Below are 24,853 nucleotides of genomic sequence, written 5' to 3'. Positions count from 1 at the left end.
TCAACTGAGGCGCTGTTAGCGTGCTCAGATATCCGCTTCCACGTCGTTGCCCTTTTCTTCCAGCCAGCTGCGCCGCGACGCCGCTTCGCCCTTGCCCATCAGCATCGTCATACGCGCCACTGTGGCGTCATAGTCGAGTTCGCCGAGTGCCACCGGCGTCAGGCGCCGCGTGTCGGGGTTCATCGTCGTGTCCCACAGTTGCTCCGCGCTCATTTCGCCGAGGCCTTTGAAGCGGCTGATGGACCACTGCGTCTCGCGCACACCGTCCTTGCGCAGCTTGTCGAGGATCGCCTCGAGTTCGCCTTCATCGAGTGCGTAGAGTTTTTGCGCCGGCTTCTTGCCGCGCGCGGGCGCATCGACCCGGAACAGCGGCGGACGCGCCACGCACACATGCCCGCGTTCGATCAGTTGCGGGAAATGTTTGAAGAACAGCGTGAGCAGCAGCACCTGGATATGCGAACCGTCGACGTCAGCGTCCGACAAGATGCAGATCTTGCCGTAGCGCAGATTCGACAGATCGACCTTGTCGTCCGGGCTATGCGGATCGACCCCGATCGCCACCGAAATGTCGTGCACTTCGTTGTTGGCGAACAGGCGGTCGCGCTCGGTTTCCCACGTGTTCAGCACCTTGCCGCGCAGCGGCAGGATCGCCTGGTATTCCTTGTCACGGCCCATCTTTGCCGAGCCGCCCGCCGAGTCACCCTCGACGAGGAACAGTTCGTTGCGGCCAATTTCCGTCGATTCGCAATCGGTCAGCTTGCCCGGCAGAACGGCCACGCCCGAGCTCTTGCGCTTCTCGACCTTCTGTCCGGCGCGGGTACGTGCCTGCGCCTGCTTGATGACGAGGTCGGCGAGTTTCTTGCCGTGCTCGACGTGCTGATTCAGCCACAGCTCCAAAGCCGGCCGCGAGAACGACGACACCAGTTTCACCGCATCGCGGCTATTCAGGCGCTCCTTGATCTGCCCTTGGAATTGCGGATCGAGCACCTTTGCCGACAGCACGAACGACACGCGCGCGAACACGTCTTCCGCCAGCAGCTTGACGCCCTTCGGCTGGAGGTTATGCAACTCGACGAAGCTCTTCACCGCCTGGAACAGACCGTCACGCAAACCGGATTCGTGCGTGCCGCCCGCAGGCGTCGGAATCAGATTGACGTACGACTCGCGCATGAGCGTCCCTTCTTCGCTCCACGCGACGACCCATGTGGCGCCCTCACCTTCAGCAAACGTCTCTTCACTCGTGCGTGAATTTTCGACATAGCGCTCGCCCTCGAACAGCGGAATCAGCAGATCGCTGCCATTCATGCCTTCGAGCAGGTAGCCGCGCAAACCGTCTTCGTATTTCCAGGTTTGCGTTTCGCCGGTTTTCTCGTTGATCAGCGTGACTTCGACGCCCGGCAACAGCACCGCTTTCGAGCGCAGCAGACGTTGCAGCTCGCCGAGCGGCAGGTTCGGCGAATCGAAGTACTTCGGATTGGCCCATGCGGTGACGCGCGTGCCGGATTTCTTGTCGCCTTTGGTCGCGGGGCGTACTTCAAGCTGCTTCGCGACGTCGCCGTTGGCAAAGCTCAATTCGGCGATTTTGCCGTCGCGCCACACGGTGACGTCGAGGCGGGTGGACAGCGCGTTGGTGACCGACACGCCGACGCCGTGCAGGCCGCCCGAGAATGTGTAGGCGCCGCCAGCGGCTTTATCGAACTTGCCGCCCGCGTGCAGGCGCGTGAAAACGATTTCGACGACCGGCACGCCTTCTTCCGGATGCAGGCCGAACGGAATGCCGCGGCCGTCGTCTTCGACCGAGACCGAATGGTCCGCGTGCAGCGTGACCGTGATTTGCCGGCCGTGGCCGCCAAGGGCCTCGTCCGACGCGTTGTCGATAACTTCCTGAATGATGTGCAGCGGATTTTCGGTGCGGGTGTACATCCCAGGCCGTTGCTTGACCGGCTCCAGGCCCTTCAACACCTTGATCGACGCTTCGCTATACGCGGCGTTTGGCTTTTTCGTAGACATGGTTGACTCGGGTGCGTCGGTTCATCGTTGTCCACAGGTCCTGTGGACAGGTCCGTGGACAATGCGTTGAGTTTTCAAAAAAAGCGAAACGAAACAACGGGGTTAGGTGGGGTGCCCGCAGTGCGGGCAACGTGTTTTATCGCCTGGCTTCCCATGGGCGCGCTCGACGGCGGCTCGATGCGGGCTCCACAGCCCGGCAACGGCCAGCCGGTGCGAACGCCGGAGGAAGCCTGTTCGCGGGGTATTTTACTGATTTCGATACGGGCGGCAATTCACGACGTGCGGGATTGGCCGTTTGGATAAGAGACTGCGCACTGCTTCGGCCAGTGATGCAACCGCTGCAAGACCGCTGCGGGACCGCGAAAAAGCTGTGGCGGGGCCGCTGCCCAGCTGCGGCACCCGACCTCGGCATGGGTTCGGCGCAACCTCGGATCGCGCCGCGCCCGCGCATCACTTGCGCTTGTTTTCCAGCTCGTCCCAACGTTCCAGCGCGATCAGCAGTTCCTCGTCGATCGCGGCGTAGCGCTCGGTCAGACGTGTGCCTTCCTGAGCGTCTTTCGCGAAGACCGAACCGTCTTCGAGTTGAGCGCCGATGGTTTTCTGCTCGGCTTCGAGCGCGGCGATTTTTGCCGGCAATGCCTCGAGTTCGCGCTGATCCTTGAACGACAGCTTGGCGGCGCGCTGCGTATTGCGGCCCGCGCCACCGTCTTTCGCCGCCACTTCTTTGGCTGCTTCTTTCTGCGCTTCCTGCGCCATCTGCTGCGAGCGGTCGCGCTGAATCTGCCAGTCGGTAAAGCCGCCGACATACTCGCGCCACTTGCCCGCGCCTTCCGAAGCGATCACGGAGGTCGCGACGTTATCCAGAAACGCGCGATCGTGGCTGACCAGCAGCACGGTGCCGTCATACTCGGTAAGCAGTTCTTCGAGCAATTCGAGCGTCGGGATGTCGAGGTCGTTGGTCGGTTCGTCGAGCACCAGCACGTTGGCCGGCCGCGCGAACAGGCGCGCCAGCAGCAAGCGGTTGCGCTCGCCACCCGATAGCGACTTGACCGGCGAACGCGCGCGTTCCGGCGCGAACAGGAAGTCGCCCAGATAGCTCATCACGTGCTTCTTCTGGCCGTTGACTTCGACCCACTCGCTGCCCGGGCTGATTGTATCGGCGAGGCTCTTGTCCAGATCGAGCTGCGCGCGCATCTGGTCGAAGTACGCCACCTGCAGATTGGTGCCGATGCGCACCGTGCCTTCGTCCGGCGGCAATTCGGCGAGGATCATCTTCAGCAGCGTGGTCTTGCCCGCACCGTTCGGGCCGACAAAGCCGATCTTGTCGCCGCGCATCACCGTCGCCGTGAAGTTGTCGACCACCGTGCGCGAACCGTAGCGCTTGGTGACGTCGGTCAGTTCGGCGACGATCTTGCCGGACTTCTCACCTTGACCCACGTCGAGCTTGACGTTGCCCTGCACGTTACGGCGTTCGGCACGCTCGTTGCGCATCTCCACGAGCCGCGCGATCCGGCCGACGCTACGCGTACGGCGCGCTTCCACGCCCTTGCGAATCCACACTTCTTCCTGCGCGAGCAGCTTGTCGAACTTGGCTGCTTCGACTTGCTCGACTTCAAGCTGCTGCGCCTTCCGGGTCTGATAGGCGCTGAAATTGCCCGGATACGACAGCAGACGCCCGCGATCCAGTTCGACGATGCGGGTGGCGACACGGTCGAGAAACGCGCGATCGTGAGTGATGAAGAGCAGACCCGCGCGCAGCGAGACCAGCAGTTCCTCGAGCCAGCGGATGCCGTCGAAATCGAGGTGGTTGGTTGGCTCGTCGAGCAGCAACACATCCGGCTGCACGACCAGCGCGCGCGCCAGCGCGACGCGCTTTTGCATCCCGCCCGACAGCGAACCGACACGCGCCTCGCCATTCAGACCGATCTGCTGCAGCGTAGTGGCCACGCGCGTGCTCCAGTTCCAGGCGTCCGAATGGTCGAGCGCCGACTGCAACGTGTTCATGCGCGACATCAGCGCGTCGTGCTCCGGGCCTTCCGGCTCGTCAGCAAGCTGATTGGCGACTACGTCGTACTCGTCCAGCAGCGCACGGGCGTGAGTCAAGCCGGCGGCGACCGCTTCGAACACAGTGTCGTCCGTATCGAACTCTGGCTCCTGCGGCACGTAGACCGAAGTCAGGCCCTGCTGACGCGTGACAAGGCCATCGTCAGGCTTGGTCAGATCGGCGACGATTTTCAGCAGCGACGACTTGCCCGCGCCGTTACGGCCGATCAGCCCAACGCGCTCGCCCGCTTCGAGAGAGAAATCCGCGTGATCGAGCAACGCGACGTGACCGAACGCCAGTTGGGCCCCGGTAATGGTGTAAAGCGACATGGAGAATTGGAGAAGACAGCGATGAGTCGGAACTGCTCATTGTACCGGGCGCGCGGGCGGGTGCCTGTATGCCGGAAGAGATAGGCCGAATGGCCAGCTTGAAAAATGGGGATGAACCGTACGCAAGTCCGACGCAGACCGGATCCGACTGGGTTCAAGCCCTGCGCAAGCCAGGATACAAAACGAAAACGCGGCCGGACGGCGCTCGCGCACGCCCAGCCGCCTCAACCGTCACGTTACTTCACATGCACCGTGATGGTTTTGCTCATTTCAGGGCCATACGAACGATGCGCGCCGTCGCCGAATTGCAGCGTCAGCGTATGGTCGCCCGGCGGCAGCGTCAGGTCGGTTTCGGTCTGGCCTTTGCCGAAGTGGAGCGATTTGTCGTTGGCGGGAATCACTTCGCCCTTGGGAAGCGGCTTGCCGTCGATCAGCAGATGATGATGGCCCGTGCCTTCAGTCATCGTGCCGGCCGGCGCGATCGTCATTCCTTCGACGCCGAACACCACGTGCACTGGATTGGTGACGGTTGCGCCGTCCGCCGGCTGCACGAAAGACACACTAGCGGCCTGCGCTGCGCCCGATACGGCGAGCAACCCGGCCAGTACCGTACCGGCCAACCATTTATTTTTAAACATTGTTTTTCTCCTTTTTTGGGAAACGAGAGTCATGCGCGGGTCATACGGGCGTCGATTGCGGCTCCGGTTGCCTGAGGCCGATCGTCGCAACGTATGCCGGGCGCCCGGCGCGCCTGTCCAAAGAACGAGCTGCGGATCAAAGCATACACGCCGTGTATGACGGGGTCCGGCACGCGGGCCCGGACACGTCTCAGGCACTTTGCGGCGATGCCGCATGGGTAATTAGCGGTCCGTTTGTCAAATTCCGGTAATATTGCGGGTCGCCGCCGTGCCCAAAAAAGGGGCAGACTGGGCGGATCAATGCACTGAACCAAAGAAGAGTACGTCGTGAGCGAAGTAATTGAAGTGACTGAATATAAGAGCTGGGTCTGCCTGATTTGCGGCTGGATCTACAACGAAGAAGAAGGCCTTCCCGAAGAAGGTATCGCCCCGGGCACGCGCTTCGCCGCGATTCCGGACGACTGGCGCTGCCCGCTGTGCGATGTAGGCAAGGCGGAGTTTGCGGTGGTGGAATTCTGAGTTAGCTCGATTGAACCGGGGGTGCGCTGCTTGATGTGGTGCACCGGCCGGTTCGCGCGGCCCAGTGGGTGATGCCCGCTGGGCCGTTTGCTTTGTGGGACGGGCTTTGCCGCCCTCCTCGCGGCTGAGCGTGTTTGATATACTCTGCGCTCGCTGGCGAATTTGGACTCGCCGGATCCTGCTAGGGGTTGTGAGTCGGCGGGATTGCAGCGATTATTTTAGTTCGGTCCTCTCCCCGTAGTTCAATGGATAGAACAAGTGCCTCCTAAGCGCTAGATACAGGTTCGATTCCTGTCGGGGGGACCAATCAGCGTCCCAGCGTCACCCAAGTTTGCCTAAGAAGCCCCGCATAGCCTTGCGCTGCGGGGCTTTTTTGTTGCCGTCACTGCCCACGGTTGCGAAACGCACTGATCTATTCGTATGCGCAGACGGTTTACGAGAAGGCGTCTGCATGCCGAACGTCCTTCCGGACGACCCGTGCAGTTCGGCTTTCCATGCTGTTGCGACTTACGCGGGCGCCACTAAAGTATTTTCGGTGCTTGCCGAAAATCAGGCATGGACAACGACGACTGCCTCCGCCCCGGCCACCCTCTATATGAAGAAGCAATGGCCCTCGAATTGACCGTGCGCACCCTGCGTCACGCACAGGGCAAGAAGAATCCCGAAGACGTTCTCTATGGCTCGCCTGCATGGGACACCGTCAGCGAGGAGTTTGTGCGCGACCTTTATCGCGCAATGGGTGGCGATCCACACAAATTGCCTTGATTCAGCGCCCGCGCAAACCGCTCCGCTGCACATGTAACCCCAAGCGCCGCCCGCTGGACCATCGACACGGCATCCACGCCCTCCTGCACGCCAACAGACAGTGCATACACAATCCGTCCGCTACGTAGAATCGGCGTGGCCATCAGCGGAAGCGCTGCGGCATCATCCGAACGTCGGCCACCGGCAACCGTGCCGCCGGGTGTCCATTCATCATCGTCCGCAACAGCAGCGCATTGCCCACCCGCGGAGCCGCCATCCGCCAAGCCTGATAACCAAACGCGAAACCCCGTTCCGTCAATTGCAACTCGCGCTCCTACGCGTGTCACCGCCCACGTGCCGCGCACTGAGGCGGGCAACGCTTGAGCCAGCACGACAACCTCAGCGCCATCGATAGCAAGCAATTGCGCTGCGGCCAGCGTTTGATTCGCCAGTTCCTGAATAATCGCAGAAGCAATCTGCACCGCCTCCGCACCCGCCAGATAGCTCGCGCCGATACCCAGAACAGCAGGCCCCGGACCAAATCGCCCTGCGTCGTCCGCCACCAAAAAACCCAGCGCAACCAGACTCCGCACCAATCTCGCAACCGTACTGCGCGGCGCATCCACATACGCCACCAACTCGCTCATCTGCAGCTTCGGCCGGGCGGTTGAAAACGCCTGCATTAGCCGAAGCCCCCGCACCAGTGCCGGCACGAGGTTCGGAGAACCCGCTGGCCTCAACGCGTCGTCATCCCCTGAAAGACCGGAAGAAATGCCCACCCTCACGTCATCGAGCACCACGACGCTCCAGATCAAGTGGATCGGGCGCGGATTTCACATACGCTTTCGGCGGCATCCCGGCCCAGCGGCGAAAGGCGCGCGCGAATGCCTTCTCCGACGCATAACCCACGCTCTCAGCCACCTCGATCAAGCGGCTTCCGCGCATCAACTCGCCTGCCGCGAGATACATCCGGTATGCGGTCAAATGCGCGATCGGCGTTTCGCCGACCAGCTCCACAAACCGCACACTGAAGCCCGAGCGCGACATGCCCGCCGCAGCAGCCAGGGTCGCGACGGTCCACTCTTTCGCGGGCGTGCGATGAATCAGCGCCATCGCCTGGCCGATCTGTGGATCGGCCATCCCGCGCAGCCAGCCGGTGTGCCCACCCGTGCTGGCCGATAGGTGCGCCCGCAACAAATGGACGAACAGCACGTCGGCGAGGCGCGCAGCGGCCATTGCCCAGCCGGGCTGTGCCGCCATCGACTCCTGAATGAAGCTGGTCAGCGTCGTGGCAAGCCACGGCGCAATCGCGGCGTCGCCGGCGCGAATGTGAATCAGCGGCGGCAGCACGCCGAGAAACGGATTGCGCATCGGTTCGCGGAACACCACGATGCCGGTGTAGAGCTCGCTCACCGCGCCCTGCCCGCCCGCCGAAAACGCCAGCGGCGTGTCGAAGCGCGGCTGGATGCCGTGGCTCGCCATCAACTCGTCGAACGGGACTGGCACTTCGTCGAGCGCGGAGCACATCACATGCTCATGACCGTGCGGCAACAGTACGAAGTCGCCGGGTTCGACCCGCACCGGCTGCATGCCCTTGACGACGATATAGAACGGATTGCCCGAGCAGGTCCGAAACGGCGCGCCGGCGACCGCGGGCTTGTTGAAGGCCCATGGTGCGGCCAGCGAAAACCGCCCCGTGACGACCGTGTCGGCCCGCAAGTCGGATAGCACATCGCTCAGCAGATCCATGGTTCGCCCCTCCCTCGCGTGCGCAGCGTCATCCTCTTGCGAAACGCAACCGGCCATTCGCATCATGCTAGAAGCGCTGCTGGATACCGACCATCACGCCGAGCTGATCGGCGCCGGTTTGCACGGTCCCCGCCGCGGCCACCGGCGCGGCAGCCTTCTGGCTATTCAACATATATCCAACCGACGAGTACACCGAGGTGCGCTTCGACAGGAAGTAGGTGGCGCGCGCGATCAGCAGCGTCGAGTCGGATACGCTTCTGACGTTATATCGCACCATTTGTGTGTCGAGTGAAAGCGATGTCAGCGCGAAGTAGTTCACGCCCACAAAAAACAGATCGGTCTGAGAATGAACTGCCGCCGCGGTATTGCGCCGCTCCCATCCGCCGCCGAGTTTCGCGTCGCCGTATTTGACGTAAGCATCGACGATCGTCCGCGTGTCGGTGTACGCGCTGTTCGTCAATGGCGCGGACGCTCCGGTGCCGCCACGCATCACGTCATACGATGTCGCCGCGCCGAAGTGCGCCGAATCGTAGGCGACGAGCGCCGTATATTGCCGGCACGCGAGGATGTTGCCGGCGACCTGCCCCGCGCAATCAGTGGCCGACGGGCCGGCCGGTCCAGCCGCATCGCGGCCGAAGCTGTACGTGCCGCCCACCGTCAGGCCACCGAACTTGCCAAGGTAGCCGATTGCATTGTCGCTACGCGCATTCGGCAGATAAGTATCGAAGCTCGCCATCGAATGAATCGACGGGCCAATGACGTCGGCCTGCAACAGCGCGTAGTACGACATGTTGATCTGGCGGCCGAGCGTGAGCGTTCCGTACTGGCTGCTGATCCCAACATTCGCCGCGCGGCCGAACAGGCGGCCGCCGTAATTCAACGCGCCCGTATCGGTCGCAAAGCCGCTTTCCAACTGGAAGAATGCCTGCGTGCCGCCGCCGAGGTCTTCGGCGCCGCGCAAGCCAAAGCGCGACGGCACTTCGCCGGTCAGGGCGGGCATGCCTACGACCGAGCCTCCGGCCGCCGCGTGGTTGTAGTACTGCACTCCCGTATCGACGATCCCGTACAGCGTCACGCTGCTTTGTGCGTGGACTATGCCGGCGACGCCGGCGAGACACGCTGCCGCAAGATATTTTTTCATTTCCAAACCATTTTTAAATTAGTTATCCGAATCATTTAGGCTGCTTATGCAGCTCTATTGAACCCGACGGTCCGGCGATCCGGCGGCCGGCGTTCCGGTGAGCGAAAAAGCGAAGCTGGAAACGCCCGACTGCTCGCGGACGTTTCGTGGATACGTCAGTGATCCGGTGCGCCTGCGAGCACCCAATTGACAACGAGACGCGCATCGACAGCATCGATCCGGTTCGGCGGCATGGGTACGTTGCCCCACACGCCGGCGCTGCCCTGCTGCACATGTTTGACGAGCAGAGCCGCGGCGTTGCTCTGGCCGCTGTAGCGAGCGGCCACGTCGCGATAGGCGGGCCCGACGAGCTTCTTGTCCACGGCATGACAGCCCAGGCACGCATGTTCGCCGGCAATCGCCCGCGCGCGGGTGAAGTCGGTATCCGCATGTGCCTGTGCAGCAATGCACGCTAGCGCCACGATCAAAGCGGTTCGTTTCATAAGGTCTTCTTCAACAAGTGGGGAAAAGGGTTGGCGGCAGCGCACGCCGCCTCTACGCATCAAACGTCGAAGCTTTGCGGTAGCGGCATTGAACGCAGTCGTTGTCCGGTCGCACGGAAGAGCGCCGCGGCAACCGCCGGCGCAACGGGCGGCAATGCCACCTCGCCGCAGCCTTGCGGCACGCGGTCGCTCGGCACGATCACAGTTTCCACTCGGGGCATCTCGGAGAGATTGAGCAGCGGATAGTCGGCGAAATTGCTCTGCACCACAGCGCCCTTTGCAAAGGTGATTTCGCTTTTGAAGGTGTTCGTCAGCGCAAAGCCGATACCGCCTTCGATCACCTCCTGAATCAGCATCGGATTGATCGGCCGGCCGCAATCGACGGCGCACACCACCCGCTCGACCTTCACGCGCCTGCTCACGATACGCAGTTCGACGATCGTCGCGACGTATGTCGAAAACGCGCCGCCGCGGCCGGTATAAAGGCAGAAGGCGACACCACGATGCAGCCCGGGCGCGAGCTTGCCGAACCAGTTTGCTTTGGCGGCGGCGGCGTCAAGCACAGCCAGGCTCAACGGATCGTGACGCAGCAGGGTGCGTCGATAGCGCAACGGATCGATCCCCGCGGTGTCGGCCAATTCGTTGATGAAGCTTTCGAGAAAGAACACGCTCGAGGTGCTGCCGACGCTGCGCATGAAGCTAACCGGAATCGGCTGCGGCACGCTCACCGAATCGACCAGCAGATTGGGCACGCCGTAGCAAAGGTCGTAGATGCCGTCGAGCATCGTTTCGTCCCAGCCGCCCGCTTTCTCGAAGTAATCGGGTTTGATCGACTTATAGAGCGACTGCCCCACCACGCGGGCGTGCAGCGCAGTGGGCATGCCGTCCTTGCCGAGCACCGCGCGCATGCGCGCCGACGCGCACGGCCGGTAGAAACCGTGCTGAATGTCATCTTCGCGCGAACGGATCACCTTGACGGGACGATTGACCGATTTCGAGGCCACCGCCGCATGCACAACAAAGTCGGGCACATATTTGCGGCCGAAACTGCCGCCGAGAAACGTGGTATTCACGATGACCTTGTCGGCCGGCAGCTTGAACATCGCGGCCATCGTCCAGCGGACTTTGTCCTGGCCCTGAATCGGGCCCCACACTTCGATCTCGTCGTGGCGCACATGGACAGTCGCGTTGACTGGCTCCATGGTCGCGTGGACGATGTACGGCGTGTGATAGTCGGCCTGGACGATGGTTCGTGCGTTTGCTTGCGCGTCTGATTGCGCGGCGCCGAACCGCGCGTCCGGATCGCCAATGCGTGTGGCGACCACCGCGTGATCGGATTGCAGTGCGCCCTTGCGTTCGTTCAGGATCGTCGCACTATCCAACGCGCCACCGGCCGGCATGTCCCATTCGACCTCTGCTGCGTCACACGCTTTCTTCGCTTGCCAATACGTCTCGGCGACGACGATCAGTGCATCTCTTGCCAGCACCGTGTCGACCACGCCCGGCATCTTTCGGACTGCGTCTGAATTGGTTATGCGTAGAGGCTTGCCGCCGAGCGTCGGCGCCATTTTGACAGCGCCCGCCAGCATGCCGGGCACCTGCACGTCGAGCCCGTACTGCGCCGAACCGTTGACTTTGGCGGGCGCATCGAGCTTGTGCAGCGGCTGACCAATCAGCTTATGCGTCGACTCGGGCTTGAGCCGGGGATGCGCGGGCAATGGAATCTTCGCGACATCGGCCACCAGTTCGCCGTAGCCCAACGAGCGGCCACTCGGGATATGCACGACCTGCCCATTGGCCGCCGTGCATTGCGTGCTGCGCACCTTGAAACGGCGCGCACCCGCTTCGATGAAGGCGGCCCGCGCCTGCGCACCGGCAATCCGCAAGCGTTCATAGAACATCGTCACCGACATCGACGCGCCGACGAATTGCTGCGGCATCTCATTGGCTGCGTCGATGCGATAAGCGTCGCGGCCGGTCACGAAGGCGACGGAAACTTTTTTCCAGTCGGCGTCCATTTCATCGGCGAGTACTTGTGGCAAGCCGGTGTACACGCCCTGTCCCACTTCAGCTTGAGACAGACCGATCACGGTATGCCCGCTCGCGTCGATCCGAACCCAGTCGTTGATTTCGTAGCTGTGCGCGCCACCGTCGCCGGCCCGTGCGAGTTCGCTGAAGCTGAGCGGCAAGACAAAGCTGCCTGCAATCGCGAGGCCACGCTTCAAAAACCCACGGCGGCTCGACGAAGCTGCAACTGCACCGCGTTGCGCCCGATGCGCGCGCGTTGTGTCAGTGTTCCGCTGCGACATGGATAGCCTCGCGGATACGTTGATAGGTCGCACAGCGGCACAGGTTGGTGATCGACTGATCGATCTGCGCGTCGGTCGGTTTGGGATGTTGCACGAGCAACGCGGCAGCGGCCATCACCATGCCGGACTGACAGTAGCCGCATTGCGGCACGTCTTTCGCAAGCCATGCGCGTTGCACCGGATGCGCACCATCGGGCGACAAAGCCTCGATCGTGCGGATCGATTTGCCCGCCACGGCCGAGACCGGCATCACGCACGAGCGCACCGCTTCGCCTTCCAGATGCACGGTGCACGCGCCGCATGCACCGATCCCGCAGCCGTACTTCGTGCCGGTCAGCTTGGCATGCTCGCGGATCACCCATAGCAGCGGCGTGTCCGACTCTCCATCGAAGGAGAAAGATCGGCCGTTGAGTTCAAATTGCATCGCGTGTCTCCCGGAATACTGTCGTCTTGATGTGAGCGCCGCAGATGAAGCGACGTCGACGGGCAGATTCTCGATGCCGCAAAAATCAGCATCAATGACCGGGAAGCTATAAAAAGGCACTGATCGTCCAGCGCTCGAAAATAGCGCTTGCGCGAAGGGACGATATTTGCGGACGCAACCACTGATGAAACGTCAGCGGAATCAACGTGAAGTTGCTTTAAGTCCGAGGACGATGATCGGGAGAGGGAGCAGGCAGTCCACGCAGAACGCGCGAACCAAAGCAAATGACGGCCGGAGACGATCGACGCCCCCAGCCGCATCAATCAGTTACGAAGGCCGCTTCGGAATCTCCAATCCCCTCACCACCGCCGGCCGCGCAACGAACGCAGCCAGCACCCGCTTCACATTCGAAAACTCTTCAATTCCGACCAGATCCCCTGCTTCGTAGAAGCCGATCAGATTACGCACCCACGGGAAAGTCGCGATATCGGCGATCGAGTAGGCATCGCCAAGGATCCAGTCGCGCCCTTCGAGCTGCTGATCCAGCACCGCAAGCAGCCGTTTCGACTCGGCGATATAACGATCGCGCGGGCGTTTGTCTTCGTATTCCCTGCCCGCGAACTTGTGGAAGAACCCAACCTGGCCGAACATCGGGCCGATGCCGCCCATCTGGAACATCACCCACTGGATCGCTTCATAACGGCCAGCGGCATCCTGCGGCATCAATTTGCCGCTCTTGTCCGCCAGGTAAATCAGAATCGCGCCGGATTCGAACAACGGCAGCGGTTTGCCGTCAGGGCCGTTCGGATCGATGATCGCCGGAATCTTGTTGTTCGGATTCAGCGACAAAAACTCAGCGGACATCTGATCGCTGGTATCGAAGCGCACGAGATGCGGCTCATACGGCAGACCGGTCTCTTCGAGCATGATCGACACCTTCACGCCGTTGGGCGTCGGCAGCGAATACAGCTGAATCCGGTCCGGATGCTCGACAGGCCATTTCTTCGTGATCGGGAAGGCGGAGAGATCGGTCATGGTGACGGTGTAACCCTTGTGCGAGAGCTGCGGCTGGAAATCGGAACCGGGCATCAGCGATCGGCCAGAAGACCGAAAGGAAAGACCCGAACGCGCGACCGCCAAATATAAACCGACTCCGCACAACGCGTGCGAGCCCGCCTCAGTTCACCCCAACGCGAACATGGCCACTCGACGCGCTTGCCTACCGCACGAAGGCACCAAAGTTCACCACAAATCCTTGGTCGCCGAACCGGCGCGCAGGTTATACCCTTCGCGCCACAGCGCCGCGCCGACCGTCAGCAGCAACGTCTTCTGCTCGCCATCGAGTTGCTCCCACGTCGCGGCCAGCCAGGTGGCGAAACTCGCACAGGTGGTTTCAGGGTCGACGGGCACTTTGTCCTCCAGGTACTGCCGCTCGAACATCGAAAGCACTTTTTCGGGTGTCATGGGCGCCTCCTCCGGGTTGGATGAGCCAAGTCTAAAGGCGGCGCACAGCGCGCGGAGCATCCGCGGCGCGGAACCCGGGTTACTCCCAGGCGAAAACGGCGCGGCGTCCGACAGCTGATCCCTGGCGCCTGATAACTAAAGCTCAACTGAAGCCCGGCACTCAAATCCCTGTAACAACAAAAAAAGGCGCCGAAGCGCCTTTTCCCATCAAGCGACACCACAAGCCGCATTACGGCGCCTTGTGCTTTGCATTGTCTTTGGCCGCTTCCTTGGCGTCGCCGTAAGCCTTTTGCACCTTGCCAGCGGCTTGCTGAAGGTCGCCCTTGAGCTCCTTACCCGGGTTGTTGGTGGCCTTACCGACGGTTTCGTTGACCTTACCCTTGATCTGCTCGCCCACACCCTTTACCTGGTCCTTGTTCATGTTCGGCTCCGATATCTGGAATGCCAGCGCAAAATTACGCCAGTATCCCTGATCAGCAACGGGTATGCCCGCGCCCGCCGCCCCCCCGTTTCGCCCTACGAAGCCACCCGCAATAAATATTTTAAAAAAACCCTAAAGTCCCGCCACCGCTTGCCGTAAAGGTGCCATGGAGGGGCTATGGAACGCACACTCATTGCACTGAAGGGGTCATCCCAGGCGGCGCTGATCGATCAGGACATCGCGCACATCCGGCGCGTCATGCGGCCGTCTTTACTCGGCGACCTGGGTGGACCGATTCTGCCGACCACCTATTGGCGCAAGCGTCTGCATCAGTTGCTCGACACCGGCAGCCTGTCCCACGCGCAACTGTGCGCGGTGGACAGCCTCCTGCTGCAACTCGACCAGTTCGAAGCCGAACCCTCGCCGGTATGGGATGAGCTGGCCCCGGCAGCCGCCGCCCCGTTCCAGCCGCTACGCCCTCTGCGCGTCGGCCGTCATATCTGACACGCTGCAAGCCCTGATGGCCGGCCTTCCGCGCCGGCCAGCCCGACTATTCCCCGCTAAAAAGAGGCCGCGAACGATGTCGCGGCCTGAACACGTCGCAACGCGGGGAATTCGCGTCACACCACAAGCCTACACGTCCAACTGTGACACTCGCATTTAGGCCGAAACGGTCTTTGAGCAACCGGAAATTTTCTGCTCGCGGCGAGTGAAAATAGGAAAAAGGGACGACCTTAGGTCATAATGTCCGCAAAAATTCCCAGCAAGGACATCCGTGACCCTCGCCGCACCGCTCGACCTGCTCAAACAGGCGCGCGCCCGCTTCACTCAACGCGAAATCGCCGCGCACGTCGGTAAGGACATCAAGACGGTGCGCCGCTGGGAAAAAGGCGAAACACCGTGTCCGTCGATGCTCGAACCGGCACTGCGCGACCTGCTGCACAGCAGCGGCCGGGCGAAAGCCGGCGCGGCGACAGGCGACGCCCAGTTCCGCTTCGTCGATCTGTTTGCCGGCATCGGCGGCATTCGCATGGGTTTCGAGGCGCACGGCGGCGACTGCGTATTCACGAGTGAGTGGAACGATTTCTCCACCAAGACCTATCGCGAGAACTACCCTGCCGGCGGCGAGCACGCGCTGATCGGCGATATCGTCTCGTTTCCCGCCGAAGAGGTGCCGAGCCACGACGTGCTGCTCGGCGGCTTTCCGTGTCAGCCGTTCTCGATTGCCGGCGTCAGCAAGAAAAACGCGCTGGGCCGGCCTCACGGTTTCGAATGCACGACGCAGGGCACACTGTTTTTCGACGTCGCACGAATCATCGCGGCAAAGCGCCCCGCCGCGTTCCTGCTGGAGAACGTGAAGAATCTGCTCTCGCACGATAAAGGCCGCACCTTCGACGTGATCCTGCAGACCTTACGCGACGAGCTCGGCTACGAAGTGCACTACCGCGTGGTCGACGGCCAGCATTTCACGCCGCAGCACCGGGAGCGCATCATCATCGTCGGCTTTCGCGGCAAGACGTCGTTCTCCTGGGACGATCTGCGTCTGCCGGACAGCGGCCCGCGCCTGGGCTCGATCCTGCATCGCACGGATGGCAGCGAACCGGTGCTGCCGTGGGACCACGATCGCTTCTTCGACCACGCCGGCAAACGCGTGCAACCGAAGTACACGCTCACGCCCAATCTCTGGACCTATCTGCAGAACTACGCGGCGAAGCATCGCGCGGCGGGGAACGGCTTTGGCTTCGGCATGGCTTATCCCGACAGCGTCACGCGCACACTCTCCGCGCGTTATCACAAGGACGGCTCGGAGATTCTGGTCTATCAGGGCGAGCAGTTGCGGCCGCGGCGCCTCACGCCGCGCGAATGCGCCCGGCTGATGGGCTTTCCCGATACCTTCAGGATTCCGGTTAGCGACACACAGGCTTACCGGCAATTCGGCAACAGCGTCGTCATGCCGGTGATGCGGGAAGTGGCGCGCATCATGCTGCCGCATGTGCAAACCCTGCTCGCCGAGGACACGCGCCATGGTTCAAAGCAAACCCTTTCGCTCTATTCCTGAGCGGCCTGATCCGTTGCCCAGGCGCTGACGATGGTCGATATCGTCGACAGCGCAACGCGCAGCCGGATGATGTCCGGCATTCGCGGCCGCAACACGAAACCGGAAATCCTGATCCGCAGCCTGCTGCATGGCCAGGGCTTTCGTTTCCGTCTGGACGCGCGCGATCTGCCGGGCCGCCCGGACATCGTGCTGCCGCGTTACCGCGCCGTCGTGCTGGTGCACGGCTGCTTCTGGCACGGCCACGACTGCCATCTTTTCAAATGGCCGCAAACACGGCCTGAGTTCTGGCGCGACAAGATCGGCCGCAATCGCAGCAACGACGACAAGGTTCAGGCGGCATTGCTCGCCGGCGGCTGGCGCGTCGGGGTGGTGTGGGAATGTGCTTTGCGTGGCGCGAATCGCGATATCGACGGCGTGTTGCAGCGGCTCGTCGAGTGGTTGAAGAGTGATGCGCCGCGCTTCGAGGAGCGCGGCTGAAAGCTGCTTGTAGCCTGCCCGGTTCGAGCGAATGTTGACGCTGCTGGTGATACACTCGATTGGCTAACTCGGGGTATTTTTTGCGTGCCGGCGCAGCCATCATCCGCCAGCAATCCTGCAACCGTCCAATTGCAGGCCTGCAGCAAAAAGACACGCCCCCGACTATCCCAGAACCACTCAAGAAGGGAGGCACACAATGGCTGATTTCCGTCTCTGGTCCGACGATTTCCCCACCAACGGCTTTATGCCGAAAGCCCACGAATACCACGACAAGGCTTTCGGTGTGGACGGCGAGAACATCTCGCCCACGTTGCAGTGGGACGCGCCGCCGGCCAACACCCAAAGCTTCGCGCTCACCGTTCACGATCCCGACGCGCCCACCGGCAGCGGCTTCTGGCATTGGGTCGTCGTCAACATTCCGGCTGACGTCCGCTCCTTGCCGCGCAACGCCGGCAAGGCCGATGGCTCGCTGCTGCCGCAAGGCGCGCTGCAGGTGCGCAACGACTACGGCACGGTCGGCTTCGGCGGCGCCGCGCCGCCGCGTGGCGACCGGACGCATCGCTATATCTTCCGCCTGCATGCGCTGAAGGTGCCGCATCTGCCGATCAACGCGGACACCACCAATGCGGTCGCGCGCTTCATGACGCATCTGAACGAACTCGACTCGACCACGCACACCGGTCTGTACGAACTCAAATAACGCGTGAGACGCGATACCGGTGCGCTGTCGCAGCGCCGGCATCGTCGCTGCTTGCCATCCTGTCTTTTCAGGACGGTAAGCAGCGTGCGTGCCTCATCGCAAGATCGATGAGCCGCTCCGCGCCAAATCAAAAGAACGATGCACGCACAACCATCGCGCAAGGACAGTCCGATGCCGGCCGATGCCGCCCCCGTTGCCCCACTCGCCGCCGGCACACCGCTCGCGGATAGCACCGAACAAGGCTTGCCGATTCCGCAACGCTACTGGGCGATGTTGGTTATCGCCCTCGCCCTCACGCTGGCGGTGCTCGACAGTGCGATCGCCAACGTGGCGCTGCCGACCATCGCGCGGAATCTGAATGCGAGCGCAGCCGGCTCGATCTGGGTCGTCAACGCTTACCAGCTCGCCATCACCATTTCATTGCTGCCACTCGCGTCGCTCGGCGATCGCATCGGCTACCGGCGCATCTACCTGGCCGGGCTGATCCTGTTCACCGTGGCGTCGTTCGGTTGCGCGTTATCCACCTCGCTGCCGACGCTCGCGCTCGCCCGCGTGGTCCAGGGCTTCGGCGCGGCGGGCATCATGAGCGTCAACACCGCGCTCGTGCGCATGATCTATCCACCCTCGCAACTTGGGCGCGGCGTTGCCATCAACGCGATGGTGGTCGCGGTGTCGTCCGCAGTCGGGCCGACCGTCGCTTCCGGCGTGCTCGCCGTCGCCACGTGGCCGTGGCTGTTCGCGATCAATGTGCCGATCGGGATCGCAGCGATTGTCGGCGGCTTCAAGGCGCTGCCGATGAATCCCGGCCACGATTCGCCCTATGACTATCTGAGCGCGGTGATGAACGCGTTCGTGTTCGGTCTGCTGATTTTCGCCGTCGATGGTCTCGGTCACGGCGAGCGCTTCGGCTGGGTCGTTGCAGAAGCACTTGGCGCGGTTGTGATCGGCTACTTCTTCGTGCGCCGTCAGTTGACCCAAGCCGCGCCCTTACTGCCGATTGATTTGCTGCGGATTCCAGTGTTCGCCCTATCGATCGGCACCTCAGTCTGTTCGTTCTGCGCGCAGATGCTGGCCTTCGTATCGCTGCCGTTTCTGTTGCAGGATGCGCTCGGTTTCTCGCAAGTAGAGACCGGTTTGCTGATAACGCCGTGGCCGGCGGTCATCATCATCGCCGCGCCGATTGCCGGCGTACTGTCGGACAAGGTGTCGTCCGGATGGCTGGGCGGCGTCGGACTCGTTGCGATGACGGTGGGCCTGCTGTTGCTCGCCACCCTCGGCGCGCATCCTGAGCCCCTGCAGATCGCGTGGCGCATGGCGCTGTGCGGCGCGGGCTTCGGGATCTTCCAGTCGCCCAACAACCGGACCATGTTGTCCGCCGCGCCGCGTGAGCGCAGCGGCGGCGCGAGCGGCATGCTCGGCACCGCGCGCCTGACCGGACAGACGCTCGGCGCGGCGCTGGTCGCGCTGATCTTCGGCATCGCGCCGCAGCATGGTCCGACCATCGCGCTGTATGTGGCCGCGTGCTTTTCAGCGGTCGCCGCCGTGGTCAGCACGCTGCGCGTCACCGTGCAAGCAGCGTGAGCGCATTGCAGGCTTCAGCGCTCGCCGATCTGAATGCGATGCAGGCTTAGGCACATGACCGGCCTGAGCAGCTTATCCGCCTGAACCCGGATACAACAAGGGCACGAATCGCATACTGCGGTCCGCGCCCTTTTTTAATGCTTCAGTCTTGTCCAAACAGTTCGACGTGATCAGCGCGCGCGGTCCTTAAAGGAATCCACGCCGCCGTCGATGATCCGGCTACGACGACGATGCCGTCACGTCAGCGAGCTTTACCGCTTTGGCCGTCACCGAAGCGGCGGTCGTGACGTTGCGCAGATCGCCAAGGAACGTATCGCGCCAGACCGACAGATTGTTCTCGCGCATCGGCGCCATCATGTCCGCGTGACGCGCCTGACGCTCGGCGAGCGACATCGACAGCGCGCGCTCCAGCGCCTCGGCCATCTGCGACAGATCGAACGGATTGACGACCAGCGCCCCCGGCAGTTGCTCGGCCGCACCGGCGAATTGCGACAACACGAGTACACCCGGATCGGCCGGATCCTGCGATGCAACGTACTCCTTCGCGACCAAGTTCATCCCGTCGCGCAGCGGCGTCACATAGCCGACCTGTGATTGACGGAACAGCGCCATCAGCAGATTGCGCTCGTACTTGCGGTTCAGATACTGGATCGGTGTCCAGTCGAGTTGCGCGAACCGGCCGTTGATGCGACCAGCTTCGCCCTCTAGCGTCTGACGAATGCGCTGGTAGGTTGCCACGTCCGCGCGCGTCGGCGGCGCGATCTGCACCAGCGAAACGCGTCCGTGCCACCCTGGTGCATTCAGCAGCAGCCGTTCGAACGCCTGAAAGCGCTCCACCAGACCCTTCGAATAATCGAGCCGGTCGACGCTCATGATCAGCTTGCGCCCGCGCATGCCGTCACGCAGACTGCGCACCGGCTTGCGGTCGGTGAATTGCTCGGCGGCCTTGGCGATCACGTCCGGATAGATACCGATCGGGTACGCCGCCACTTTCAGGAAGCGGTTGTAGGCGTGCACCATGCCGTCTTCGCTCGAGGTGCCGTGCTGGCCGCGCTCGATAAAGTCGACGAACGACTGGCGGTCCGCTTCGGTCTGGAAACCGACCACGTCGTAGCTGCACATCGCCTTGACCAGTTCCTCGTGCGGCGGAATCGTGCGGAGTACTTCCGGAACCGGAAACGGAATATGCAGGAAGAAGCCGATCGGATTCTTCACGCCTAGCTCACGCAGGCAGCGCGCGAACGGCAGCAGATGATAGTCGTGCACCCAGATGATGTCATCGGGTTTGAGCAGTTCCTTTAGCTGCTTGGCGAGCGTCGCGTTGACGCGCTGATAGCCCGCGTATTCTTGCCTGTCGTAGCGCGACAGGTCGTTGCGATAGTGGAACGTCGGCCACAGTGTCGCGTTGGAAAAGCCGCGATAGTACTGGTCATAGTCGCGCTTGGTGAGGCCCACCGTCGCGTACGTCACATTGCCCTGCTTTTCGATCATCGGGGCCGACGGCTCGCTCACCGTCTCGCCGCTCCAGCCGAACCAGACTCCGCCGGTTTCCTTCAACGCGTCCAACACGCCGATCGCGAGGCCACCTGCCGCGGGACGGCCTTCCTGAATTGGCGCCACACGATTCGATACCACGATCAGTCTGCTCATTGGTTCTCCACCTGGTCAGTTGTTTCGTTGCATACGGATATGTGCCAAAAAGGTGCATGCAAGTCGCGTGCCGTTTTTTGAGATGCCGGAAATAAGAATGTGTGCAAATGTGACGGGCGAGCAGAAACGCGCGACATCGAAGCACCGCGAAGAATTTTTTTCTGCTTTGTATGACGAAACCGGGACCTTTCTTACCGGCCGTCGGACGGGTTCAGGCGTCCTGCTCCGAGCCGAGATCGCGCTGGTACTCCAGCCCTTCCTGACGCACGCCGCCCTGGTTGTGCTCGCCGTCTGGCGGCGCATTGGGCGCGACGCGGTTCTGCGCTGCCGGGTCTGGCGATTCCGGCGGACCGCTCGTGCTGGTGCCTGGCCGGGCATCGCGCTTCGCGTGGCGCGCGGAACGTCGCAGTGCTGGATGTCTCATGATCGGTGCCTCTAGGGGAAGCCCGCCGCCATCGAGAGCGGCATCAATACAGTCTAGGGGTCACGACGGTAAATTGCCGGTAAAAGATGCGCCGGTTTTGTAACAAGTACATAAATTCGCTGTGCCGGACTGCGGTTCAGCGCACAGAACATGTCAGAGTTGCATGCGTGGGGTTTGTGGCGGCGGGCGCCGACTGGCTTGTGGCGTTTGCGTGGGTTGTTGCGGCGGATCGCCGATTGGCGGAGCGACCGGTTCCATCGGGTCAGGAGTTGGACCTGGGTCTGGAGTCGTGTCGGGTTCGTCGGGATCCGGCGTCGGCGGCTCGATTGGCTCGGGACGGTGAGCGTGTTTTGGGAGGGAAAGCGCAGGAGCGGTGGCGTATTCCGGCATGTCGGTTGTCCTCGTTTTTGCGTTCCATTGAATCGCAGCAAGGCCTATGCCGGAGGGCGGGCCGCCGTGGGCGGTGGTTTCTTGCCTACGGCGTTTGCGCTAGCTTCTGGCTCTCTTTTAGCCTTTCCTTGTTCTCGCTTCTTTGGATTTTGCTTGATTTGTTTGCCTTCGCGGCGCTTGTTTGTCTGTACGCCTACGGCGTTGGCCTTTCCTTGATCTGGTTGCCTGCGCGACGCTTGTTCGTCTGTGTGCCGACGGCGTTGGCCTTTCCTTGTTTTCTTATTGGTCTATTAGCGTCGCCCCTGTGCGGGGCGGGCACACCTACTTTTCTTTGCCTGCCGCAAAGAAAAGTAGGCAAAAGAAAGCGGCTCACACCGCTAATTCTTAAGCGGGTCCCCTGGCTTGGAGGGGATCGTGGTGCATCTGGAATCCGTGCCCTCGCACCTTCAGCCCCGGTGACAAAGGGCTCATCAGCTCCCACTCCGCACTGCGTGCGTCGCGGACGGGTCTGCATGGGAAACCAGGGGCTTCGTTTGGGCGCGGTGGGGGCCATCGGCTTCGCCTCGGCGAGGCACTCAAGCATCTAGAAGGCGAGTTCCGCAAGCGGCTGCGGTGCCGATCAAAAATGCGGGAGCGAAACCGCAGCGATCGGTTGGTGAATTACGCGTCGGCGCGCGCAGCGCCGCCGGAAGTATGACTGCTTTGTCACTCGCGCGGAATGTGCGAGAACACAGATTCCAGATGCACCACTACCCCCTCCAAGCCAGGAGACCCGCTTATGAGCTAGCGGTTTGAGCCGCTTTCTTTTGCCTACTTTTCTTTGCAGCAGGCAAAGAAAAGTAGGTGCCTGCCCCGCACAGGGGCGACGCTAATAGACCAATAAGAAAACAAGGAAAGGCCAACGCCGCAGGCATACAGAAACATGCGCCGCAAAGGCAACCAGATCAAGCAAAGCCCACTGCCGCAGGCACACAGAAACAAAGCGCCGCGCAGGCAGAAAAACCTCTCAATCTTAAACCGCCCCCCCCAGCGCACGCGACTCATCGACTGCATCACCGTCCTCACGCGCATCATTCCCATACTCAACGAGCCGGTTATAAAGCGTCTTCAAACTAATCCCAAGAATCTCAGCAGCACGCGTCTTCACGCCACCACACTGCTCAAGCGTAGCCAGAATCAGTTGCCGATCCGCTTCGGCAAGCGAAGTACCAAACGGAATCGTGATGGCCGTGCCAGCCGCAGGCTTCGACAACGTAATCTGCAACGGCACCGTCGCCGTGCTATCCGAATCCGACCCGGACATGATATGCGCGCGCTGCACATAGTTCTTCAGCTCGCGCACATTGCCGGGCCACGGATACGACATCAACATGTCCTTCACCGAAGCCGGGAAATGCTTCTTCGTGCTATGACGCTCGTTAAGTTCATCAAGGAACGCCTGCGCGAGCAACTCAACATCCTTACCCCGCTCGCGCAACGGCGGCAGGCTGATCGGAAACACGTTCAGGCGATGGTACAAGTCGAGCCGCAACTTGCCTTCCAGCACCGCCTGCTCAGGATCCCGGTTAGTCGCCGCGATCACGCGCACGTCCGTTTCAGTTTCCTTGGTCGTGCCAACCCGCATGAACATGCCGGTCTCCAGCACGCGCAGCAGTTTCACCTGCAACTCGATCGGCATTTCAGTGATTTCGTCGAGGAACAGCGTGCCGCCGCTCGCACGTTCGAAATACCCTTTGTGCTGACGGTCCGCGCCGGTGAACGAGCCGCGCTCGTGGCCGAACATTTCCGATTCGATCAGGTTCGGCGAGATCGCGCCGCAATTCACCGCGAGGAACGCATGCTTGCGGCGCAAGCTGAGTTCGTGCAGCGTCTGGGCAGCGACTTCCTTGCCGGTGCCCGATTCGCCCATCAACATGACCGAGGCCGCCGTCGGCGCAACACGGGCGATCTGGTCGTAGACCTCCTGTATGGCCGGTGAATTGCCGAGCATCAAACCGAAGCGGCCCATGCGGCGCAACTCGCCGCGCAAGGTGCCGATTTCCGCCTTCAGGTCGCCGGCGCGCGGCAAGCGCGACAGGATCGCCTTCACGCGCTGCATGTTGATCGGCTTCACCAGATAGTCGGTGGCGCCCATCTTCAACGCGTTGACCGCCGACTCCACCGTGGCGTGGCCCGTAATCACGATCACCTCCACGCCGGAGCGCGGATCGAGATCTTCAAACAGATCGACTCCACTGCCATCGGGCAGCTTCAGGTCGGTAAAAACCACGTCTGGCATCTGCCGGACCAGTTGAATGCGCGCTTCGCGCAAATCGCCCGCAGTGGCGGTAGTCAGACCGTCTTCACCGATGATGGCGGAAAGCGCCTCGCGGGTACCGGCATCGTCATCGACAATCAGTACGTGTGGCATCGCGTCTCGAAAACCTGAAAGCGTGAATGGGGGAACATGCAAAACCGCATGCTGAAAAAGCAGGCCGGCGGCTTGCGGCTACGCCGCTTGTGCGCCCAGACGTGAGCACACGCCAACATCCTCACTACAGCGCCGAGCCCCTGATTTGATTCAATATCGCAACAATCTACAGGAAAATTACGCGATATGGTGCGGCATTGTTGTCCATTTACCTATTATACGGTTTTATCGGGACAAGTTTGTAGTGCGCACCCGGTGCCGCTTGTCGAAGCGGCACGTCGGCGCAGCGGCGTACGCAAGGTCCTTATTGCGGCCCTCAGCTGCGCGGAAACGGCCATGCGCCGTCTTTGCCGTTCGGACGTGCCGAGCCATTTGCGCCGTGTGCCGTGTCTGGCGTAGATGGGCCTGTACTGGCCGTCGTCACGCTGCCGGACGGCGTCGCCACCGTTCCGCCTTCGCCTTCCCACCGGCTCAGTTCACGCGCCGCCGGAACCTGCGTGGCACGATTTCGCTGCACGTAGCGTACAGCCAGAAACCCGCCGAGGGCTATCAGCGCGCCGAAGATGCCAATTTTGGGTCGTCCCATCGTGTCCTCCTTGTTGTCGTCAAGCAGATCGACATCGCGCATTGCGCGTTAGCGCGTGCTCAGAACACTACGCAAAAGGCCTACGCCCGCGGCAATGCCGATCGAGCGCCACGGGTTGCGCCGCACGTAGCGTTCGGTATTGACGGTCGCGGCCCGGTAGCGCCGCTGCGTGCTTTGAACTGGGTCGCGCAAAAGCACACGCATGTCGGATGGACTGCGCAAACGCCGTGCCCGGTAAATTTGCCGCTCTCATTCATTGCTCGCACGGGTTCAGGCACTTTCTGACCGAGCGTGCGCCGGGT

General features: G+C 62.1%; 25 protein-coding genes, 1 tRNA gene and 1 pseudogene. 9 read left to right on the top strand and 18 right to left on the bottom strand.

Annotated elements, in window-relative coordinates; translation table 11 throughout:
- Positions 1-24: 24 nt before the first annotated feature.
- On the bottom strand, positions 25-2,010 hold the full coding sequence (locus GNZ12_RS07550; RefSeq protein WP_172309753.1) for a DNA topoisomerase IV subunit B: 1,986 nt from the start codon (positions 2,008-2,010) through the stop codon (positions 25-27).
- A gap of 54 nt (positions 2,011-2,064) precedes the next feature.
- On the opposite strand from GNZ12_RS07550, the gene GNZ12_RS07545 reads away from it, so the two are divergent.
- Positions 2,065-2,313: a hypothetical protein gene (locus GNZ12_RS07545; RefSeq protein WP_172309752.1), complete on the top strand. Its 249-nt coding sequence runs from the start codon at positions 2,065-2,067 to the stop codon at positions 2,311-2,313.
- Between the two features lie 147 nt (positions 2,314-2,460).
- On the opposite strand, the gene GNZ12_RS07540 is transcribed toward GNZ12_RS07545, so the two are convergent.
- Positions 2,461-4,383: an ATP-binding cassette domain-containing protein gene (locus GNZ12_RS07540; RefSeq protein WP_172309751.1), complete on the bottom strand. Its 1,923-nt coding sequence runs from the start codon at positions 4,381-4,383 to the stop codon at positions 2,461-2,463.
- 236 nt (positions 4,384-4,619) lie between these two features.
- Positions 4,620-5,021: a DUF4399 domain-containing protein gene (locus tag GNZ12_RS07535; RefSeq protein ID WP_172309750.1), complete on the bottom strand. Its 402-nt coding sequence runs from the start codon at positions 5,019-5,021 to the stop codon at positions 4,620-4,622.
- A gap of 327 nt (positions 5,022-5,348) precedes the next feature.
- Here GNZ12_RS07535 and GNZ12_RS07530 point away from each other — a divergent pair, with 327 nt between their 5' ends.
- The 3 genes from GNZ12_RS07530 to GNZ12_RS07520 all read left to right on the top strand — a co-directional run bounded on the left by GNZ12_RS07530 (position 5,349) and on the right by GNZ12_RS07520 (position 6,305).
- Complete coding sequence (locus GNZ12_RS07530) at positions 5,349-5,540, top strand: rubredoxin (RefSeq protein WP_074285028.1); 192 nt, start codon at positions 5,349-5,351, stop codon at positions 5,538-5,540.
- Positions 5,541-5,771: 231 nt separating this feature from the next.
- Positions 5,772-5,846 (top strand) — tRNA-Arg (locus GNZ12_RS07525).
- A 249-nt stretch (positions 5,847-6,095) separates the two neighbouring features.
- Positions 6,096-6,305, top strand: a complete 210-nt coding sequence (locus GNZ12_RS07520; protein ID WP_172309749.1) for a hypothetical protein — start codon at positions 6,096-6,098, stop codon at positions 6,303-6,305.
- Here the strand turns inward: GNZ12_RS07520 and GNZ12_RS07515 are convergent.
- From GNZ12_RS07515 to GNZ12_RS07475, 9 genes are all read right to left on the bottom strand, one after another.
- Positions 6,266-7,084 carry a helix-turn-helix domain-containing protein gene (locus tag GNZ12_RS07515; RefSeq protein WP_172309748.1) on the bottom strand — a complete coding sequence of 273 codons (819 nt, stop codon included), beginning with the start codon at positions 7,082-7,084 and terminating at the stop codon, positions 6,266-6,268. The genes GNZ12_RS07520 and GNZ12_RS07515 overlap by 40 nt on opposite strands.
- Entirely contained in the window at positions 7,071-8,033 is a 963-nt protein-coding gene (locus tag GNZ12_RS07510) for an AraC family transcriptional regulator (RefSeq protein WP_172309747.1), read from the bottom strand. Before GNZ12_RS07510 ends, GNZ12_RS07515 begins: the two co-directional genes overlap by 14 nt.
- A gap of 67 nt (positions 8,034-8,100) precedes the next feature.
- Positions 8,101-9,174 carry a porin gene (locus tag GNZ12_RS07505; RefSeq protein ID WP_172309746.1) on the bottom strand — a complete coding sequence of 358 codons (1,074 nt, stop codon included), beginning with the start codon at positions 9,172-9,174 and terminating at the stop codon, positions 8,101-8,103.
- Positions 9,175-9,329: 155 nt separating this feature from the next.
- On the bottom strand, positions 9,330-9,656 hold the full coding sequence (locus GNZ12_RS07500; RefSeq protein ID WP_172309745.1) for a c-type cytochrome: 327 nt from the start codon (positions 9,654-9,656) through the stop codon (positions 9,330-9,332).
- Between the two features lie 59 nt (positions 9,657-9,715).
- Positions 9,716-11,965 carry a xanthine dehydrogenase family protein molybdopterin-binding subunit gene (locus tag GNZ12_RS07495; RefSeq protein WP_172309744.1) on the bottom strand — a complete coding sequence of 750 codons (2,250 nt, stop codon included), beginning with the start codon at positions 11,963-11,965 and terminating at the stop codon, positions 9,716-9,718.
- Positions 11,946-12,389 carry a (2Fe-2S)-binding protein gene (locus GNZ12_RS07490; RefSeq protein WP_172309743.1) on the bottom strand — a complete coding sequence of 148 codons (444 nt, stop codon included), beginning with the start codon at positions 12,387-12,389 and terminating at the stop codon, positions 11,946-11,948. Before GNZ12_RS07490 ends, GNZ12_RS07495 begins: the two co-directional genes overlap by 20 nt.
- 327 nt (positions 12,390-12,716) lie before the next feature.
- Positions 12,717-13,424: a glutathione S-transferase N-terminal domain-containing protein gene (locus tag GNZ12_RS07485; protein ID WP_172309785.1), complete on the bottom strand. Its 708-nt coding sequence runs from the start codon at positions 13,422-13,424 to the stop codon at positions 12,717-12,719.
- Positions 13,425-13,631: 207 nt separating this feature from the next.
- Entirely contained in the window at positions 13,632-13,853 is a 222-nt protein-coding gene (locus tag GNZ12_RS07480) for a hypothetical protein (RefSeq protein ID WP_172309742.1), read from the bottom strand.
- Positions 13,854-14,082: 229 nt separating this feature from the next.
- A complete protein-coding gene (locus tag GNZ12_RS07475; RefSeq protein ID WP_172309741.1) occupies positions 14,083-14,274 on the bottom strand; it encodes a CsbD family protein in 192 nt (63 codons plus the stop codon).
- A gap of 177 nt (positions 14,275-14,451) precedes the next feature.
- Between GNZ12_RS07475 and GNZ12_RS07470 the strand changes: the two genes are divergently transcribed.
- The 5 genes from GNZ12_RS07470 (at position 14,452) to GNZ12_RS07455 (ending at position 19,091) form a co-directional block, all read left to right on the top strand.
- Positions 14,452-14,778 (top strand): hypothetical protein, encoded by a 327-nt coding sequence (locus GNZ12_RS07470; protein WP_172309740.1) that lies wholly within the window; start codon positions 14,452-14,454, stop codon positions 14,776-14,778.
- 271 nt (positions 14,779-15,049) lie between these two features.
- Positions 15,050-16,333 (top strand): DNA (cytosine-5-)-methyltransferase, encoded by a 1,284-nt coding sequence (gene dcm / locus GNZ12_RS43890; RefSeq protein WP_328805963.1) that lies wholly within the window; start codon positions 15,050-15,052, stop codon positions 16,331-16,333.
- A gap of 30 nt (positions 16,334-16,363) precedes the next feature.
- A complete protein-coding gene (locus tag GNZ12_RS43885; RefSeq protein WP_074285034.1) occupies positions 16,364-16,810 on the top strand; it encodes a very short patch repair endonuclease in 447 nt (148 codons plus the stop codon).
- A gap of 196 nt (positions 16,811-17,006) precedes the next feature.
- Positions 17,007-17,510, top strand: a complete 504-nt coding sequence (locus GNZ12_RS07460) for a YbhB/YbcL family Raf kinase inhibitor-like protein (protein WP_172309739.1) — start codon at positions 17,007-17,009, stop codon at positions 17,508-17,510.
- 171 nt (positions 17,511-17,681) lie between these two features.
- A complete protein-coding gene (locus GNZ12_RS07455) occupies positions 17,682-19,091 on the top strand; it encodes an MFS transporter (protein WP_407947685.1) in 1,410 nt (469 codons plus the stop codon).
- 219 nt (positions 19,092-19,310) lie between these two features.
- On the opposite strand, the gene otsA is transcribed toward GNZ12_RS07455, so the two are convergent.
- From otsA to GNZ12_RS07430, 6 genes and pseudogenes are all read right to left on the bottom strand, one after another.
- A complete protein-coding gene (gene otsA, locus GNZ12_RS07450; protein WP_172309737.1) occupies positions 19,311-20,741 on the bottom strand; it encodes an alpha,alpha-trehalose-phosphate synthase (UDP-forming) in 1,431 nt (476 codons plus the stop codon).
- A gap of 211 nt (positions 20,742-20,952) precedes the next feature.
- Entirely contained in the window at positions 20,953-21,165 is a 213-nt protein-coding gene (locus tag GNZ12_RS07445) for a hypothetical protein (RefSeq protein WP_172309736.1), read from the bottom strand.
- A gap of 153 nt (positions 21,166-21,318) precedes the next feature.
- Complete coding sequence (locus GNZ12_RS44195) at positions 21,319-21,555, bottom strand: hypothetical protein (protein ID WP_235993636.1); 237 nt, start codon at positions 21,553-21,555, stop codon at positions 21,319-21,321.
- A gap of 1,012 nt (positions 21,556-22,567) precedes the next feature.
- The gene (locus tag GNZ12_RS07440; RefSeq protein ID WP_172309735.1) at positions 22,568-23,965 is read right to left on the bottom strand and encodes a sigma-54-dependent transcriptional regulator; all 1,398 of its coding nucleotides are present in this window, start codon (positions 23,963-23,965) and stop codon (positions 22,568-22,570) included.
- A 316-nt stretch (positions 23,966-24,281) separates the two neighbouring features.
- Positions 24,282-24,551, bottom strand: a complete 270-nt coding sequence (locus GNZ12_RS07435; protein WP_172309734.1) for a hypothetical protein — start codon at positions 24,549-24,551, stop codon at positions 24,282-24,284.
- 48 nt (positions 24,552-24,599) lie between these two features.
- Positions 24,600-24,725, bottom strand: a pseudogene (locus tag GNZ12_RS07430) (glycine zipper domain-containing protein); the annotation flags it as partial.
- Positions 24,726-24,853 lie beyond the last annotated feature (128 nt).

It is taken from the genome of Paraburkholderia solitsugae (genome assembly GCF_013177695.1).
Classification (GTDB): Bacteria; Pseudomonadota; Gammaproteobacteria; order Burkholderiales; family Burkholderiaceae; genus Paraburkholderia; species Paraburkholderia solitsugae.
The sequence above is the reverse complement of the archived record's forward strand: the minus strand, read 5'-3'. Positions and strand labels throughout refer to the sequence as shown.